Here is a 14068-nt window from a genome sequence, read left to right on the forward strand (position 1 = left end):
AAAACACCGTACTTTAAAGAAGAGTTATAAATTAGATTTCATGCTTTCAGCTGACTTTCTCAAGTTTAAGGAATCTGTTTTGCTCAGTGAGTATCAGCCTAAAGCGCCCTCTTATTCCTATCGAAGAAATAAAAGGACGCAAATGTTCAGCATCAAAACGAACTGTTTTACCACCATCTTCCGTCACTTGGACTGATTTATATTTACCATGATAATAATCTAAACATTTAGAGTAACTCAGGTAGAGCGAAAAATAGTATTCGTTCATTAACTAGCAAGTGCCTTCTCTACTTTTTCATATAAGTCGTCACTTAAACCATCCAATGACGCTAGCCGAGTAAGTTGTGCCTTCATCGCCGTTGAACGATTGTCGTCATAGCGACGCCATGACATGAAAGGAGTCAACATTCTTGACGCATTCTGCGGATTAATTTCATTAAGCTTAACCAATAGATCACCCAATAACTGATAGCCCTTGCCATCTGCACGATGAAATTGCGTAATATTAAAATGACTAAAACTACCCACTAATGCTCGAACACGGTTAGGGTTGCCAAAATCAAAACTTGGGTGCTCATATAAGCCTTTAATTTTATCGATACAGGCATCAGTATCATTCATCGCCTGTAAGGCAAACCACTTATCCATTACCAGTACATCATGACGCCACTTGGCATCAAATTCACTCAATAAACGCTCGCCAAGAGAATGATTTGCTTTCACCACAGCACCGAGTGACGCAAGCACATTTGTCATATTCGCGCTATTTGCAGCTTCAATGATTAGCTCATTGATAGCTGGATCAGGTGTTTTAGCTAAGTAATGCAAACAAACTTGTTTCAATGCTCGCACCGCAACAGCGTCTGCAGAGGTTGACCCATCATCTTCAAGTGATTGATAACAAATCTTAAAAGACTCTGAAAGACTCGATGCAATTTGTTTTTCAAAGGCATTTAATACATTAATAATGTTATCAACCGGAATAACTTTGTATTCAGCAGCCAAGGTATCGTAGCTTGGTAATTTAAGTAATTCAGCGATCAAGGCTAAATCACCTTCACGCTTACTAATAAGCGTATCGAATGTATTAATAACCGACGGCGATAACTCGTTATTACCCGACGAGATCGCTGTTTTAATTTCATTGGTCAAAAGACGTTGTTGCGCATCCCAGCGAGAGAAGTCACTACGAGCAAACCGCATTATATGCAGTAAATCCTCAGCCGTATTTGATTGATTGACAATACAAGGGGCCGAGAAGTCTTCCAATAGAACAGCTACAGGTTGTTCAGCTACTCCTTCAAAAACAAATTGTTGCTTCTGTTTAGTGACATTCAATACTGAATCGTGGGCTTGATCATTAACTACCAGCGGTAATGACTCCCCCGCAGGATTCAATAATTCAATAGCAAATGGAATATGCAACAGCTCATTCTCAGGTTGATTGTCTGGTGCGAATTGCTCAATGGTTAGAGTAAACGTTTGTTTTTCGCTATGGTACTGTTGCTCAACATTCAGTTTTGGAGTGCCAGCTTGGCTATACCAACGTTTAAATTGGCTTAAATCAATGTCTGACGCATCACTCATCGCAGCGACAAAGTCATCACAGGTCACAGCTTGTCCGTCATGACGCTCGAAATAAAGTGACATGCCTTGCTGGAACTTTTCTTCACCCAATAGGGTGTGCATCATGCGAATAACTTCAGCGCCTTTGTCATAAACGGTGACAGTGTAGAAATTATTCATTTCAATCACTTTTTCAGGACGAATTGGGTGCGCCATAGGCCCTGCATCTTCGCTGAACTGGTGAGTACGCATAACCTTAACCGCGTCAATTCGGTTAAGTGCTCGTGAGCCTAAATCACTACTAAATTCTTGGTCACGAAAGACCGTTAAGCCTTCTTTTAATGATAGCTGGAACCAATCTCGACACGTTACACGATTACCGGTCCAGTTATGAAAATACTCATGGCCAACGATAGACTCAATGGTATGGTAATCTTTATCTGTTGCCGTCTCTTGGTTGGCTAGTACGCATTTGCTATTAAAGATATTTAAACCTTTATTTTCCATCGCACCCATATTAAAAAAGTCGACAGCAACAATCATGTAAATATCTAGGTCATACTCAAGATTAAAACGCTCTTCATCCCACTGCATTGACTTTTTAAGTGAAGACATTGCATGCGGGGTTTTAGCTAAATTTCCTTTATCAACAAATAATGCCAGCTCTACGTTACGACCAGACTTAGTTGTGTAGTGGTCACGTAATACATCAAAGTCCCCTGCTACTAACGCGAACAAGTAACTTGGTTTTTTGAATGGGTCTTGCCATTTTACAAAATGACGGCCGTCATCCAATGTGCCAGCGTCAATCTGATTGCCATTTGATAATAAATGAGTGTATTTCTGGTCAGCGATAATTGTGACATCGAAGCTTGCTAAAATATCAGGGCGATCCATGTAATACGTGATTTTTCTGAATCCTTGTGCTTCACATTGCGTGCAATACGCACCGCCGGATAAATACAAGCCTTCAAGTGATGTATTTGTTTGTGGATCAATATGATTTTCTATTTCAAGTGTAAAGTTGTCAGGTAAATGATGGATAATCAGCTTTTCATCTTCAAGTGTATAATCATCGTATTTTTCGTTATTTACAGATAATGAAATAAGCACCAAATCCACACCATCTAATATTAGATCGGCCTCGGTATTATCCGTACGACTCATCGTCATTGTCGATTGCACTGTGGTTTTTAATGGTGCTAATTCGAAGCGTAAATCGATATGGTGAATTGAAAATTGTGGGGCTTGGTAATCTTTTAGATATTGAGCTTGAGGTTTATTCGTTACAGACATAAAAGGCTCCAAATGGCCCTACTAATGTAGGGCCTTACGTTATTATTCAACAGTGCTAGGTTTCGCATGTTTTGGGGTAATGCGTAAAATCTTAATTCCCAAATAAGCATAAATGACCGCTAGTAACGGATTAATTAAATTAAAGAAAGCATACAGAGCATAATCAAATGGATTGATTAATAAAACACTTTGCATATACGCACCACAAGTATTCCAAGGGATCAATGGACTAGTTATCGTTCCGCCATCTTCTAATGTGCGTGATAAGTTAACCGGCTTTAAGCCACGTTTTTCATACTCTTCTTTAAACATACGGCCAGGCACAACAATGGCAATGTATTGATCAGCCGCTACCGCATTTGTACCAATACACGTAGCAATCGTTGCGGTAATAAGCGAACCAGTACTCTTCGCAATTTTTAAAATGCTCTTTACGAACATATCTAGTAAGCCCGTTTTTTCCATAATGGCACCAAACATAAGCGCAGTCATAATTAACCACGTAGTCGTTAACATGCCAGCCATACCACCACCACTGAGCAATGAATCCATTTTTTCATCACCAGTATCGATACTAAAGCCATCGAAAAAAGTGGTCCATACTAATTTAAAGTAGCCAATAATTTGCCCTTGTGATGCATCAATTTGGCTGCTAATTAAATCTGACTGAAATAGCATGGCCCAAACAGCACCAAGCACAGCACCGATTGATATAGCAGGGAAAGCTGGCATTTTTCGAATAGCTAAAAATAATAGCACCACCAAGGGCACTAACATTTCAAAACCTATGTTGAAGTTTTGTTCCAGCAAGTTGACTATTTCTTCAATACGCCCCGCCTCAGCTGAGCCACCGGCATTGAAGCCCATAAAGATAAAAATAATTAAAGCGATAATAAAGCTTGGCACCGTTGTCCAAAGCATATGGTGAATATGGTCGAATAAATCGGCACCGGCTACTGCAGGTGCTAAGTTTGTGGTTTCTGAAAGCGGGCTTAACTTATCACCAAAATAGGCACCTGAGATAACCGCACCCGCCGTGACAACTTGTTCAAGACCAAGACCAGTTGCAACACCTAATAACGCCACACCAATGGTCGCAGCAGTGGTCCATGAACTACCAATACTCATCGCGACAATGCCACAAATTAAACAACTGGCAGCATAAAACCAACTTGGATTAATGATCTGAAGACCATAATAAATAAGGGTGGGTACAGTACCAGATAATAACCAAGTACCAATTAAGGCACCAACCATAAGCAAGATAATGATTGCACCAAGGGACAAAGTGATCCCTTCGATCATGGCTTGTTCAAGTTTTTTCCATGTATAGCCATTTTTTAAACCAATTAACGCCGCTGTAAAAGTAGCAAACAATAACGCAATTTGGTTAGGACCTGATGACGAATTATCACCAAACAAATAAACAGCAGCACCTAAAAGGCACACAAGCACAGTAATTGGGATCAAAGCATCTAAAAAACTAGCCTGCTTGATCGGCTTTTCTTCAATAGAATTCAAAAGATAGTCTCCTACACGTCTTATGTGGCGTGTTTAATTATTATTGTAAGCTTGACGCAAAACTTCAGTGGCTTTTTTGACAGCCAGATTGGCCAATTATAACAAGCTGACCTGTTTTAGGTAGCAAAAAAGGCGCCTAAGCGCCTTTTTATTAATCATAAGTAAGTATTTATTTTTTCGCGATACGGCCGTACTTGATGTAATCTTGCGTGATTAATGCCGCTTCTTCCAAAAATGGGTCAAGATCATCTAAGATGTCAGGTAAATCGTCTAAGTTTTCTACCGGCTTTTCACCTAGACGAACTAAACGTTCATTAGCACGCTCAAGTGCTCGCTCTTCACCTTCATCTTTCTCTTTAATACGCGCGGCTTCAACAAGTGAAATTGTTTTACGATCTTTCTCTTGTTGGTAACGCTTAATGTCATCAAATACGTAACCAAACTCTGGCTCGCTTGCAATACGTGTATCATGTAACTTATTCACATACGCAATTGCAGGCTCTAGGTTATCAACAGAGTTGTATTTAGCACGAATGATACTATCCCACGGTAACGCGTTGTCTTGCTGGCTTTCGCCCCAATCAGCTGGGTCGATTGCCGATGGGAATGATACATCGGGTATCACACCTTTATGCTGAGTACTACCACCATTAATACGATAGAATTTAGCAATTGTGTACTGTACGCTACCTAATGGGTGATCATATAAGTCATAAGCACGACCAAGTGGTTTGTGCTGTTGTACTGTACCTTTACCAAAGGTTTGCTCACCAATGACAATTGCACGACCGTAGTCTTGCATTGCAGCTGCGAATATTTCAGATGCTGAAGCGCTGTAACGGTCAACTAAAACGGTTAATGGACCATCATAGAAAGTGACACCATCGCGGTCTTTTTGCTCTTCAATTCGATTATTTAAAGTGTGGATTTGTACCACAGGTCCTTGATCAATAAATAAACCTGACAACTGAGTTGCTTCGTATAAAGAACCACCACCGTTTTGACGCAAATCGATGATAATACCATCAACCTTAGCTTCTTTTAACTTAGCTATTTCAACTTTTACGTCTTGCGATAAGTTATTGTAGAAACCTGGTATTTCAATCACACCAATTTTACTGGTTAAGTCTGAATATTTAGCTTCAAATACTTCTGATTTAGCTGCGCGGTCTTCAAGGCGAATTTTATCACGCGTAATCTCAACAACTTTAGGTGTACCGTGGGCGTCTGCACCTTTTAAATATTGCAAACGAACTTTAGTCCCTTTAGGGCCTTTGATTAAGTCAACCACGTCATCAAGACGCCAACCAATCACATCAACAAACTCTTCGCCATCTTGAGCTACACCAATAATTCGGTCATCGGCTTTGATTTGTTCTGATTTATCCGCAGGGCCTCCTGGCACTAAACTACGAATAACCGTGTAATCTTCATCATAGCTAAGAACGGCACCTATACCTTCCAGTTCAAGGTCCATATCCATCTTAAACTGTTCAGCACGACGTGGAGATAAGTAAGAAGTATGTGCTTCGATGCTACGTGCAAATGAATTCATCACGATTTGGAAAGCATCTTCACTATTTGTTTGCACTAAGCGTTTTTGCGCATTGTGGTAACGCTTGGTAAGAACGTCTTTAATTCCTTGCCAATCTTTACCCGTCATTTTTAAACGTAACGCATCATATTTAACGCGTTGACGCCAAAGTTCATCAAGTTCAGCTTGGCTTGTAGCCCAATTAGCATCTTCACGGTCAAACACGTACTCATCTTCTTTATCAAACTTCATTTCCTTTTCTAGAAGCGATAAAGAATAGTCGTAACGTTCAAAACGACGTTTGAGGCTCAGGTTAAAAATATCAAATGCAAAACCAAGTTTGCCTGTCGACAATGCATTATCAAACTGATCTTTGTATTGCTCAAAAGAAGCAATATCTGAGGCTAAAAAGACACTCTTATTATAGTCAAGAGACTCAATATAACGTTCGAAAACTTTTTCAGATAAGCTATCGTTAAAACGTATTGGTTTATAGTGTGCACGAGTAAATAAGTTTGTCACCCGTTTGCTTGCTGTACTATGCTGACTTTCTTGCTTGAGTACTGGCAAATCATCTTCAGTTAAATTATCTGCAGCGGCCAATAATGAGCCTGAAAACAGGGCAGCGACTAACGGAATGAGCGTAAACTTTTTACTCATACACAACTCCTTTCTTTTTACAGCTATTAAATGATATACAGGCTGTCTGCTTTGGTCTTAACTTGCATCCCTGTTACTAACTCAACATGAACTTCATCTTTGTTCACTTCTGTTATAACAGCATTTACAAGGGCTTGGCCAAGTTTAACTTTCACTTTGCTATTAACCTTGACCTCAGAGGCAGGTAAAGGTTCAACTTTTCCTGAACGTTTAGCAGGTGCAGCTTTTGCAGGCTTATTACCTACTCTAGCGCCTTTATCAGCAGATTTGGCATTTTGAGCAGCGTTCTTTTTGTAAGATTTTGTGTCTGAATCTTTACGAGGGCGTTGCTGCTTTTTACGCTTAGCCATTTTGGCGCGGCTTTCTTCAAGTGCTTTTTGGGCGTGCTCAATGTGTTCTTGTTCCACTTTTTCATCTTGATTACCATCAAGATCGATACGAAACTCAGACTTAGTCACTGCCTCTAAATAGCGCCAATTTGAGGTATACTTTCTAAGTGCTTGACGAACCTGAGTTTTACTTACTTTCTCAGAACCTTCAATGCGCTCAGCGATATCTTTAAAGATACCGACTTTAAGCGGCTGAATGCCGTCTTTTTGTTTAAAACATTGCGGAAATTCTTGGTATAAGAAATCCAGTACTTCATTAATATCTTTTAGCTTGTTTGTGGTTTCCATGTTAGAACCTTTTATTACATCTTTTCATCAAGTGATGAATCGACATAGTGTGTTACCCAGTCGGTCAACTCTTCGAATTCGGCCTCTAAAAGTGCAAGCTCCCCTCGAAGGTGTTCCCAAATACCATTTATAATTTCATCAATCGATTCGCAGTCGAGGTCGTCAGGGAGACGATCCCAAGCAATATGAATCAACTCATTGAGCCTTTCGGCTACAACTTCTTCTTCTCCTTCCCAATCACCAACATCTTGAATGGAAAAAAGGTAATCTTGCACGTTTAGCAGATCTTTCATTACAGGTTTGCCTCAAAGCATTTTACAAGTGCTTCTAGGCCTGTGCGGTCTTCTATATCGAAACGCCCAACACTTGGACTATCAATATCAAGTACAGCAAAAACTTTACCATCTTTGAAAATGGGCACCACAATTTCAGAGTTAGATGCAGCATCACAAGCTATATGACCGGCAAATGCATGAACATCTTCCACTAATTGTGTTTCTTGTGTCTTAGCAGCCGTACCACATACCCCTTTGCCTACAGGAATACGAATACAGGCTGGATTGCCTTGAAACGGACCAAGTACTAACTCATCTGGCGAATCCATTAAATAGAAACCCGCCCAGTTTATATCCTCTAACGAGGTAAATAAAAGCGCACTAATATTTGCCATATTCGCTATAACATTTGACTCACCATTAATTAGCGATTCAGTTTGTTTAACTAACGACTGGTAAAATTTTTGCTTCGACATACCAAACTACTTCTTATTAAACATACAGTAGCTAAAGGTACTCTTTGTGGGCAATAAATGAAACCTTTTAAAGGCAAAAAAAAACATTTTGCCCTCAATTTCAGTCAGCTTGATTAAATATTCTGCTATTGATGGGGAGTTTGAACTGCTAAGCCCTGTCTTAATCCAAATAAGAATAAACCTGCAGCTAATGCAGACATAAGAGCATTCACAATAAATGCCGTGCCAGCGGTGGCACTAAGCAAGTAACTAAAAATAGCACCTCCCAATAAACCCAGAGTTAAAACACCTGAATAGTTCACTTTCGCGTACTTATACATAAGTAAGTAACCGGGTACGACAAAGGCCGCCATTGTTAAGCCAACAATGTGGGCATTGGAGATGGCGCTCACTAAAAGGTTCAGGAAAATACTCAAGCCATTTCCTTCTAAGGTAAACGCATAATACAGGCCTAAGATACAACCAATGATCACAGGCGATAATAAAGATAGTCCTACACTCTTTGCTATACGATGTTTCATTAAATTTCCTACTTTAACAAAGATAATACGAGAAGTAATAAGCATGGACTAACTAGAGAAAATCCGAAATATCGACAATAGTCGTACTAAAGATGAGAAAGGATTAGACACAAAAAAGCCGCTGAAATATTCAGCGGCTTTAATGATGGTGGAGAGATAGGGATTTGAACCCTAGAGGGGCTACAAACCCCTGCCGGTTTTCAAGACCGGTGCATTCGACCACTCTGCCATCTCTCCGAATGCGAAATAGCTACTCGCTAATGCAAGTAACTTAGTAATAATGGTGGAGAGATAGGGATTTGAACCCTAGAGGGGCTACAAACCCCTGCCGGTTTTCAAGACCGGTGCATTCGACCACTCTGCCATCTCTCCGACGGCGTGCATAATAGATAAGCCAATGCGCTTTGTGAAGCTTTTTTTCAAAAGAAATGCTTAAGTGATTAAAAAACAATTAATTTGCTCAGCATTAGTACAGCAACGTTTAGATTATGCACAACATTGAACTTTTCAATTATTTATCGTGTCTATTGAACTACAAAGGTTTGCCCAAATATATAACTCTTGGTAGTCTTAGTTTTAGTTTAATAATTGGAACTAACGAACTAAATAGTTCATTTAAAGGAGCTCTACAATGGCGTTTAATCACTCGTACAATACCGCTAAACCGGTTATGTCGACCATTGAAACTAACAAAGTACTTAAAAATACTTATTTCTTACTGGCCATGACATTAGCATTCAGTGCAGTGACAGCCGGTATTTCAATGGCGATGAATTTACCTTACTTCATGGGTCTGGTATTCAGCCTTATTGCATTTGGTGTACTTTTTGTAGTCAACAAAAAAGCTGACTCAGCCTCTGGTGTCGCTTGGGTATTCGTATTTACAGGGCTTATGGGCGCAGGCCTTGGTCCTATTTTAAATTACTATGCTGCAATGCCAAACGGCCCATTACTTATTATGCAGGCTCTTGGTTCAACCGCGTTGATTTTCTTTGGTCTATCAGCCTATGCACTGACGACTAAAAAAGACTTCTCATTCATGGGTGGCTTTTTAACAGTTGGTCTAATCGTTGTTATCATTGCCAGTTTAGTGAACCTATTCATCGGTAGCTCTGTTACCTTTATGGTTATCAATGCTGCTGTGGTATTAATTATGTCTGGCTTAATCCTCTTTGACACAAGCCGCATTATTAACGGTGGCGAGACTAACTACATTCGCGCAACTGTTGCCCTTTACTTAAATGTATATAACTTATTTACATCACTTCTACACCTACTTGGCGCAAGTGATGACTAAATAGATATTTATCTGATAAAATAGCCCCTTTCTAGGGGCTTTTTTATTGGATGCGTTTTGGCACAATTTGTACTATCTCTTCATACCGCACCGACTGATCATGATACAACACAGCGCTTAATTAAGTTTGCTGAAGCTTGTATTGCAGGCGGCCACACCATTTCAGCTATTTTCTTATATCAAGCAGGGATTTTCCATGCGAGCAATCATTTAGAGCTTGCCAGCGATGAACTACCTGTAAAGCAACTTTGGCAAGAGTTATCGGCAAAAGAAATTCCTCTATTGTTATGCGTTACAGCAGCCGAAAAACGCGGTTTAGACACACAAGACACGGGTGTTTTTACCGTTGCGGGGCTTGCTGAGTTTGCAATGCTAGCCAGTGAAGCAGATAAATGGGTGCAATTTAAATGAAAAATGTTTTAGTTATAAGTCAACATGCTCCATTTGACGACCAACACATTCGGGAATCGCTCGACATGGCACTTATCTTCGCCGCTATTGATCAGAATATCAGTTGGCTATTGAGTGCGGATGCTGTGCTGGCACTTAAAAAAAACCAACAACCTGAACTGTTAGGTATTAAAAATTATTTTAAAATGATAAAAACGCTTGAATTATATGATGTTGAAAACATATATGTGTGCGAGAAGTCGCTTATGGATTTTAATTTAACTAAGGAAAATCTCATTATTGACGTTAAAGTTGCTAACTTTGAACAGCAGCGTGCTCTAATAGCTCAACAGCATCAAGTGGTGACTCTATGAGTACCTTACATATTTTTTCAAAACCTTTATCGCATTACTGCATTAATACACTTGAGAATTTGATTGATAGCAACCACGCTGTACTTTTGGTTGGTGATGCTTGTTATAACATCAACCAATTTAAACAATTTTCTGCTACCCTGCACTTATTGGAAGAAGATGCCATTGCACGCGCCATCTCACTAAACGAAAGTGATATTCACATTAGCTATGCTGAATTTGTAGGACTCACATTATCAGCTCAAAACACGATTACTTGGTAAATCATGCTTGAATTTAATAACAAACAAATAGAAACGGATAAACAAGGTTATTTGCTTGATACAAATGATTGGAGCGAAGAACTTGCGCCTATTATTGCCGAGCAAGAAAACATTACTTTAAGTGAACAGCACTGGGAAGTGGTGCATTTTGTGCGTGATTTTTATCTGGAATACAACACCAGCCCCGCTATTCGTATGCTGGTAAAAGCAATGGCTCAAAAGCTAGGTGAAGAAAAAGGTAACAGTATGTATTTATACAAACTGTTTCCAAAAGGCCCTGCAAAGCAAGCAACTAAAATTGCAGGTTTACCTAAACCGGCTAGGTGCATTTAATGGTAAATAAACCAAAAAATAAACCGCGTCGCAGCAGTGGCCGAACATACTCGAGACCTACACAAAAACGAGAAGTAAAAAAAGCAATTAGCCCAGAGCAACGCAAAGTGGTGCTGTTTAACAAACCATTTGATGTACTTTGCCAATTTACTGATGACCAAAACCGCAAAACACTTGCCGACTTTATTAATATTAAAGACGTGTATGCAGCAGGACGCCTAGACAGAGACAGCGAAGGACTCTTACTTCTTACTAACTGCGGTAAGTTACAACACACACTTACTGAACCCAATAAAAAAACAGCTAAAACATATTGGGTGCAAGTAGAAGGTGATGTGAGTGATGAGGCACTCTTTGCCCTTAACAAAGGCGTAGAACTGAAAGATGGCATGACCAAGCCCGCCAAGGTCAAACGTATTGACGAGCCGTCAATTTGGCCGCGTACACCACCCGTTCGCGAGCGCAAAAATATTCCAACCAGTTGGTTAGAAATCTCTATCACTGAAGGACGTAATCGCCAAGTTCGCCGGATGACTGCGCATGTTGGCTTCCCCACTTTGCGATTAATTCGTTACAGCATAGGTAAATATACCCTTGATAATTTAGATACGGGCCAGTTTAAAGTAGTGAACAACCCTGATGCATAAACCAAATGTCACTGTTGCGGCTATCGTGACTTACCAAGACAAATTTTTACTTGTTAAAGAACGTGATAAATACACCGGCCAAATTTGTTATAACCAACCTGCTGGTCATTTAGAGGCTAATGAAACCCTAGCTGAAGCTGCTCGTCGTGAACTTATTGAAGAAACGGGCATTAAGGTTAATGCCAGCCACCTTGTTGGCATTTATAATTTACATGCCGCTAATGGCGTTCACTATATGCGTTTTAGCTTTGCTTTTATTTGCCCAGAGCTATTTGTACCCTCCCCCCAAGATGATGACATCATCAGCGCAGATTGGTTTAGCATTGAACAAATTAAAAGCCTACCGCTTAGAAGCCCGCTTGTTTTAAAATGCATAGAAGATCATTTAGCTGGCAACGCCTACCCACTGAGTTTGATTTACCAATAACGGCTGTGATTTTGGCTGGTTTGGGCGTCTAAAAGCATGCTATAATGCCGGCCTTTCCATAGCAGTTAAAAAATGACAGCGAATATTATGAGCGAAAATAGTCACATTAAAGTCATCGTGGGTATGTCCGGCGGTGTGGATTCTTCTGTATCAGCATATTTATTAAAGCAACAAGGCTATCAAGTTGAAGGCCTGTTCATGAAAAACTGGGAAGAAGACGATAATGATGAATATTGCGCTGCGGCTGAAGACCTTAAAGACGCACAAGCTGTGTGCGACAAGCTTGATATTGAGCTTCACACTGTAAATTTTGCAGCCGAATACTGGGATAATGTATTTGAGTACTTTTTAGCAGAGTATAAAGCAGGCCGTACGCCAAACCCAGACATCATGTGTAATAAAGAAATCAAATTCAAAGCTTTCTTAGAATTTGCAGCAGAGGCTTTGGGTGCTGATTACATTGCCACAGGTCACTATGTACGCCGCGAAAAACGTGACGATAAATATGTCATGTGTCGTGGTCTTGATGACAACAAAGATCAAAGTTATTTCTTATACACGTTAAGCCATGAACATATTGCGCAAACACTGTTCCCTGTTGGCGATATTGCCAAACCTGAAGTTCGCCGCATAGCTGAAGAACAAGATTTAATTACGCACGATAAAAAAGACAGTACCGGTATTTGTTTTATCGGTGAGCGTAAGTTTAAAGACTTCTTACAAAAATTCTTACCAGCACAGCCAGGTAAAATTGAAGATACCGATGGCAATGAAGTGGGTGATCACGAAGGCTTGATGTACCACACCCTTGGTCAACGTAAAGGTCTATTAATTGGCGGCATGAAAGAAGGTTCGGGTGAACCTTGGTACGTGGTTGATAAAGACGTTGATCGTAACGTATTAGTGGTTGGTCAAGGTAAAGACCACCCTCGCCTATACAGCAATGGCTTAAATGCAAATCAACTTCACTGGGTCGACCGCGAAGGCCCTAAAGGCACCACACGCTGTACTGTTAAAACCCGTTATCGCCAAGAAGACATCAACTGTACTTTACTCGTTGGTGAAGATGGTATGGCACGCGTATTATTTGATGAGCCACAAAAAGCAGTTACACCAGGTCAATCAGCCGTATTTTACGCTGACGAGGTCTGTTTAGGTGGTGGTATCATTGATTCGGTGATCAAATAATGACAGAACACCAAGTCATGGCTTTAGCCGCCATGTGCCAAGTTGCCAAACAAGTACAAAAAGTTGCGCAATATGGCCAAGGCAGTGATCACGAATTAGAAAAATTACTAAACTGTATTGTTGAGACATCACCTAATAGCCCTGAAGATGTATATCAGGGTAAACATAATTTACGTGACGGTTACCGTGTTTTAATCGCCCAGCTTTCAGCTGGCTCTGACAAAGACGTTGAAATCGTAAAATATGTGGGTGGCTTAATGCAGTTAGAGCGCGCATTAAGTTCAAAACAAAACAGTTTAAATGAATTAGGTCGTCGCATTGATGATGTTAAGCGTCGCCTCGACCATTTTGCTATCACAGATGATACTGTGGTCGCAGCGCTTGCCGATATTTACTCATCGGTGCTAAGCCCCCTTGGGCATCGTATTCAAGTGTACGGCAAGCCAGAGTTATTAAAGCAGCAACTCACGCAAAACAAAATCCGCGCTTTACTTTTAGCCGGAATTCGTAGTGCCGTGTTATGGCGACAAATGGGCGGTAAACGCCGTCACTTTTTCTTTTCGAAGAGAAAAATTCTCGCTATTGCTAAACAGTATATTTAATTATCGTTCTAACTAAACAAT

17 protein-coding genes and 2 tRNA genes are annotated in these 14068 nt (G+C 40.2%); 9 read left to right on the top strand and 10 right to left on the bottom strand.

Annotated features, from left to right (window positions below; all coding sequences use genetic code 11):
• Positions 1-46: 46 nt before the first annotated feature.
• The 10 genes from L3V41_RS13650 to L3V41_RS13695 form a co-directional block, all read right to left on the bottom strand.
• Complete coding sequence (locus L3V41_RS13650) at positions 47-268, bottom strand: DUF2835 domain-containing protein (RefSeq protein ID WP_062568984.1); 222 nt, start codon at positions 266-268, stop codon at positions 47-49.
• Positions 268-2862, bottom strand: coding sequence for an aminopeptidase N (pepN, locus tag L3V41_RS13655; protein ID WP_237127937.1), 2595 nt, complete (start codon positions 2860-2862; stop codon positions 268-270). Before pepN ends, L3V41_RS13650 begins: the two co-directional genes overlap by 1 nt.
• A 42-nt stretch (positions 2863-2904) precedes the next feature.
• A complete protein-coding gene (gene nhaC, locus L3V41_RS13660; RefSeq protein ID WP_062568982.1) occupies positions 2905-4383 on the bottom strand; it encodes a Na+/H+ antiporter NhaC in 1479 nt (492 codons plus the stop codon).
• Positions 4384-4552: 169 nt separating this feature from the next.
• Positions 4553-6577, bottom strand: coding sequence for a carboxy terminal-processing peptidase (gene prc / locus L3V41_RS13665; RefSeq protein ID WP_062568981.1), 2025 nt, complete (start codon positions 6575-6577; stop codon positions 4553-4555).
• Between the two features lie 26 nt (positions 6578-6603).
• Entirely contained in the window at positions 6604-7254 is a 651-nt protein-coding gene (gene proQ, locus L3V41_RS13670) for an RNA chaperone ProQ (RefSeq protein WP_062568980.1), read from the bottom strand.
• Positions 7255-7268: 14 nt separating this feature from the next.
• A complete protein-coding gene (locus L3V41_RS13675; RefSeq protein ID WP_062568979.1) occupies positions 7269-7547 on the bottom strand; it encodes a hypothetical protein in 279 nt (92 codons plus the stop codon).
• Positions 7547-8005, bottom strand: coding sequence for a GAF domain-containing protein (locus L3V41_RS13680; RefSeq protein WP_062568978.1), 459 nt, complete (start codon positions 8003-8005; stop codon positions 7547-7549). The genes L3V41_RS13675 and L3V41_RS13680 overlap by 1 nt, the downstream gene beginning before the upstream one ends.
• Positions 8006-8130: 125 nt before the next feature.
• On the bottom strand, positions 8131-8526 hold the full coding sequence (locus tag L3V41_RS13685; RefSeq protein WP_062568977.1) for a hypothetical protein: 396 nt from the start codon (positions 8524-8526) through the stop codon (positions 8131-8133).
• 146 nt (positions 8527-8672) lie between these two features.
• Positions 8673-8763 (bottom strand) — tRNA-Ser (locus L3V41_RS13690).
• Positions 8764-8807: 44 nt separating this feature from the next.
• Positions 8808-8898: transfer RNA gene (locus L3V41_RS13695), tRNA-Ser, on the bottom strand.
• A 259-nt stretch (positions 8899-9157) separates the two neighbouring features.
• On the opposite strand from L3V41_RS13695, the gene L3V41_RS13700 reads away from it, so the two are divergent.
• From L3V41_RS13700 to hflD, 9 genes are all read left to right on the top strand, one after another.
• Positions 9158-9823, top strand: a complete 666-nt coding sequence (locus L3V41_RS13700; RefSeq protein ID WP_062568976.1) for a Bax inhibitor-1/YccA family protein — start codon at positions 9158-9160, stop codon at positions 9821-9823.
• Between the two features lie 57 nt (positions 9824-9880).
• On the top strand, positions 9881-10234 hold the full coding sequence (gene tusD / locus L3V41_RS13705; protein WP_062568975.1) for a sulfurtransferase complex subunit TusD: 354 nt from the start codon (positions 9881-9883) through the stop codon (positions 10232-10234).
• On the top strand, positions 10231-10587 hold the full coding sequence (gene tusC / locus L3V41_RS13710; RefSeq protein ID WP_062568974.1) for a sulfurtransferase complex subunit TusC: 357 nt from the start codon (positions 10231-10233) through the stop codon (positions 10585-10587). Before tusD ends, tusC begins: the two co-directional genes overlap by 4 nt.
• Complete coding sequence (locus tag L3V41_RS13715; protein ID WP_062568973.1) at positions 10584-10850, top strand: DsrH/TusB family sulfur metabolism protein; 267 nt, start codon at positions 10584-10586, stop codon at positions 10848-10850. Before tusC ends, L3V41_RS13715 begins: the two co-directional genes overlap by 4 nt.
• A gap of 3 nt (positions 10851-10853) precedes the next feature.
• Positions 10854-11183, top strand: a complete 330-nt coding sequence (tusE, locus tag L3V41_RS13720) for a sulfurtransferase TusE (RefSeq protein ID WP_062568972.1) — start codon at positions 10854-10856, stop codon at positions 11181-11183.
• Positions 11183-11830: an rRNA large subunit pseudouridine synthase E gene (locus L3V41_RS13725; RefSeq protein WP_062568971.1), complete on the top strand. Its 648-nt coding sequence runs from the start codon at positions 11183-11185 to the stop codon at positions 11828-11830. The genes tusE and L3V41_RS13725 overlap by 1 nt, the downstream gene beginning before the upstream one ends.
• Positions 11823-12257 carry an NUDIX hydrolase gene (locus L3V41_RS13730; RefSeq protein ID WP_062568970.1) on the top strand — a complete coding sequence of 145 codons (435 nt, stop codon included), beginning with the start codon at positions 11823-11825 and terminating at the stop codon, positions 12255-12257. Before L3V41_RS13725 ends, L3V41_RS13730 begins: the two co-directional genes overlap by 8 nt.
• An 87-nt stretch (positions 12258-12344) precedes the next feature.
• On the top strand, positions 12345-13445 hold the full coding sequence (gene mnmA / locus L3V41_RS13735; protein WP_062569399.1) for a tRNA 2-thiouridine(34) synthase MnmA: 1101 nt from the start codon (positions 12345-12347) through the stop codon (positions 13443-13445).
• Positions 13445-14047, top strand: a complete 603-nt coding sequence (gene hflD, locus L3V41_RS13740; protein WP_062568969.1) for a high frequency lysogenization protein HflD — start codon at positions 13445-13447, stop codon at positions 14045-14047. Before mnmA ends, hflD begins: the two co-directional genes overlap by 1 nt.
• The last annotated feature ends 21 nt before the right edge of the window (positions 14048-14068 follow it).

The organism is Pseudoalteromonas sp. L21, assembly GCF_021728035.1.
Classification (GTDB): Bacteria; Pseudomonadota; Gammaproteobacteria; order Enterobacterales; family Alteromonadaceae; genus Pseudoalteromonas; species Pseudoalteromonas arabiensis.

Coding starts and splice junctions, on each gene's coding strand:
- L3V41_RS13730 (WP_062568970.1), top strand. CDS start 11,823: ATGCATAAACCAAATGTCACTGTTGCGGCTATCGTGACTTACCAAGAC.
- L3V41_RS13675 (WP_062568979.1), bottom strand. CDS start 7,547: ATGAAAGATCTGCTAAACGTGCAAGATTACCTTTTTTCCATTCAAGAT.
- tusE (WP_062568972.1), top strand. CDS start 10,854: ATGCTTGAATTTAATAACAAACAAATAGAAACGGATAAACAAGGTTAT.
- L3V41_RS13680 (WP_062568978.1), bottom strand. CDS start 8,005: ATGTCGAAGCAAAAATTTTACCAGTCGTTAGTTAAACAAACTGAATCG.
- hflD (WP_062568969.1), top strand. CDS start 13,445: ATGACAGAACACCAAGTCATGGCTTTAGCCGCCATGTGCCAAGTTGCC.
- prc (WP_062568981.1), bottom strand. CDS start 6,577: ATGAGTAAAAAGTTTACGCTCATTCCGTTAGTCGCTGCCCTGTTTTCA.
- L3V41_RS13650 (WP_062568984.1), bottom strand. CDS start 268: ATGAACGAATACTATTTTTCGCTCTACCTGAGTTACTCTAAATGTTTA.
- mnmA (WP_062569399.1), top strand. CDS start 12,345: ATGAGCGAAAATAGTCACATTAAAGTCATCGTGGGTATGTCCGGCGGT.
- L3V41_RS13725 (WP_062568971.1), top strand. CDS start 11,183: ATGGTAAATAAACCAAAAAATAAACCGCGTCGCAGCAGTGGCCGAACA.
- tusC (WP_062568974.1), top strand. CDS start 10,231: ATGAAAAATGTTTTAGTTATAAGTCAACATGCTCCATTTGACGACCAA.
- proQ (WP_062568980.1), bottom strand. CDS start 7,254: ATGGAAACCACAAACAAGCTAAAAGATATTAATGAAGTACTGGATTTC.
- L3V41_RS13700 (WP_062568976.1), top strand. CDS start 9,158: ATGGCGTTTAATCACTCGTACAATACCGCTAAACCGGTTATGTCGACC.
- pepN (WP_237127937.1), bottom strand. CDS start 2,862: ATGTCTGTAACGAATAAACCTCAAGCTCAATATCTAAAAGATTACCAA.
- L3V41_RS13715 (WP_062568973.1), top strand. CDS start 10,584: ATGAGTACCTTACATATTTTTTCAAAACCTTTATCGCATTACTGCATT.
- L3V41_RS13685 (WP_062568977.1), bottom strand. CDS start 8,526: ATGAAACATCGTATAGCAAAGAGTGTAGGACTATCTTTATTATCGCCT.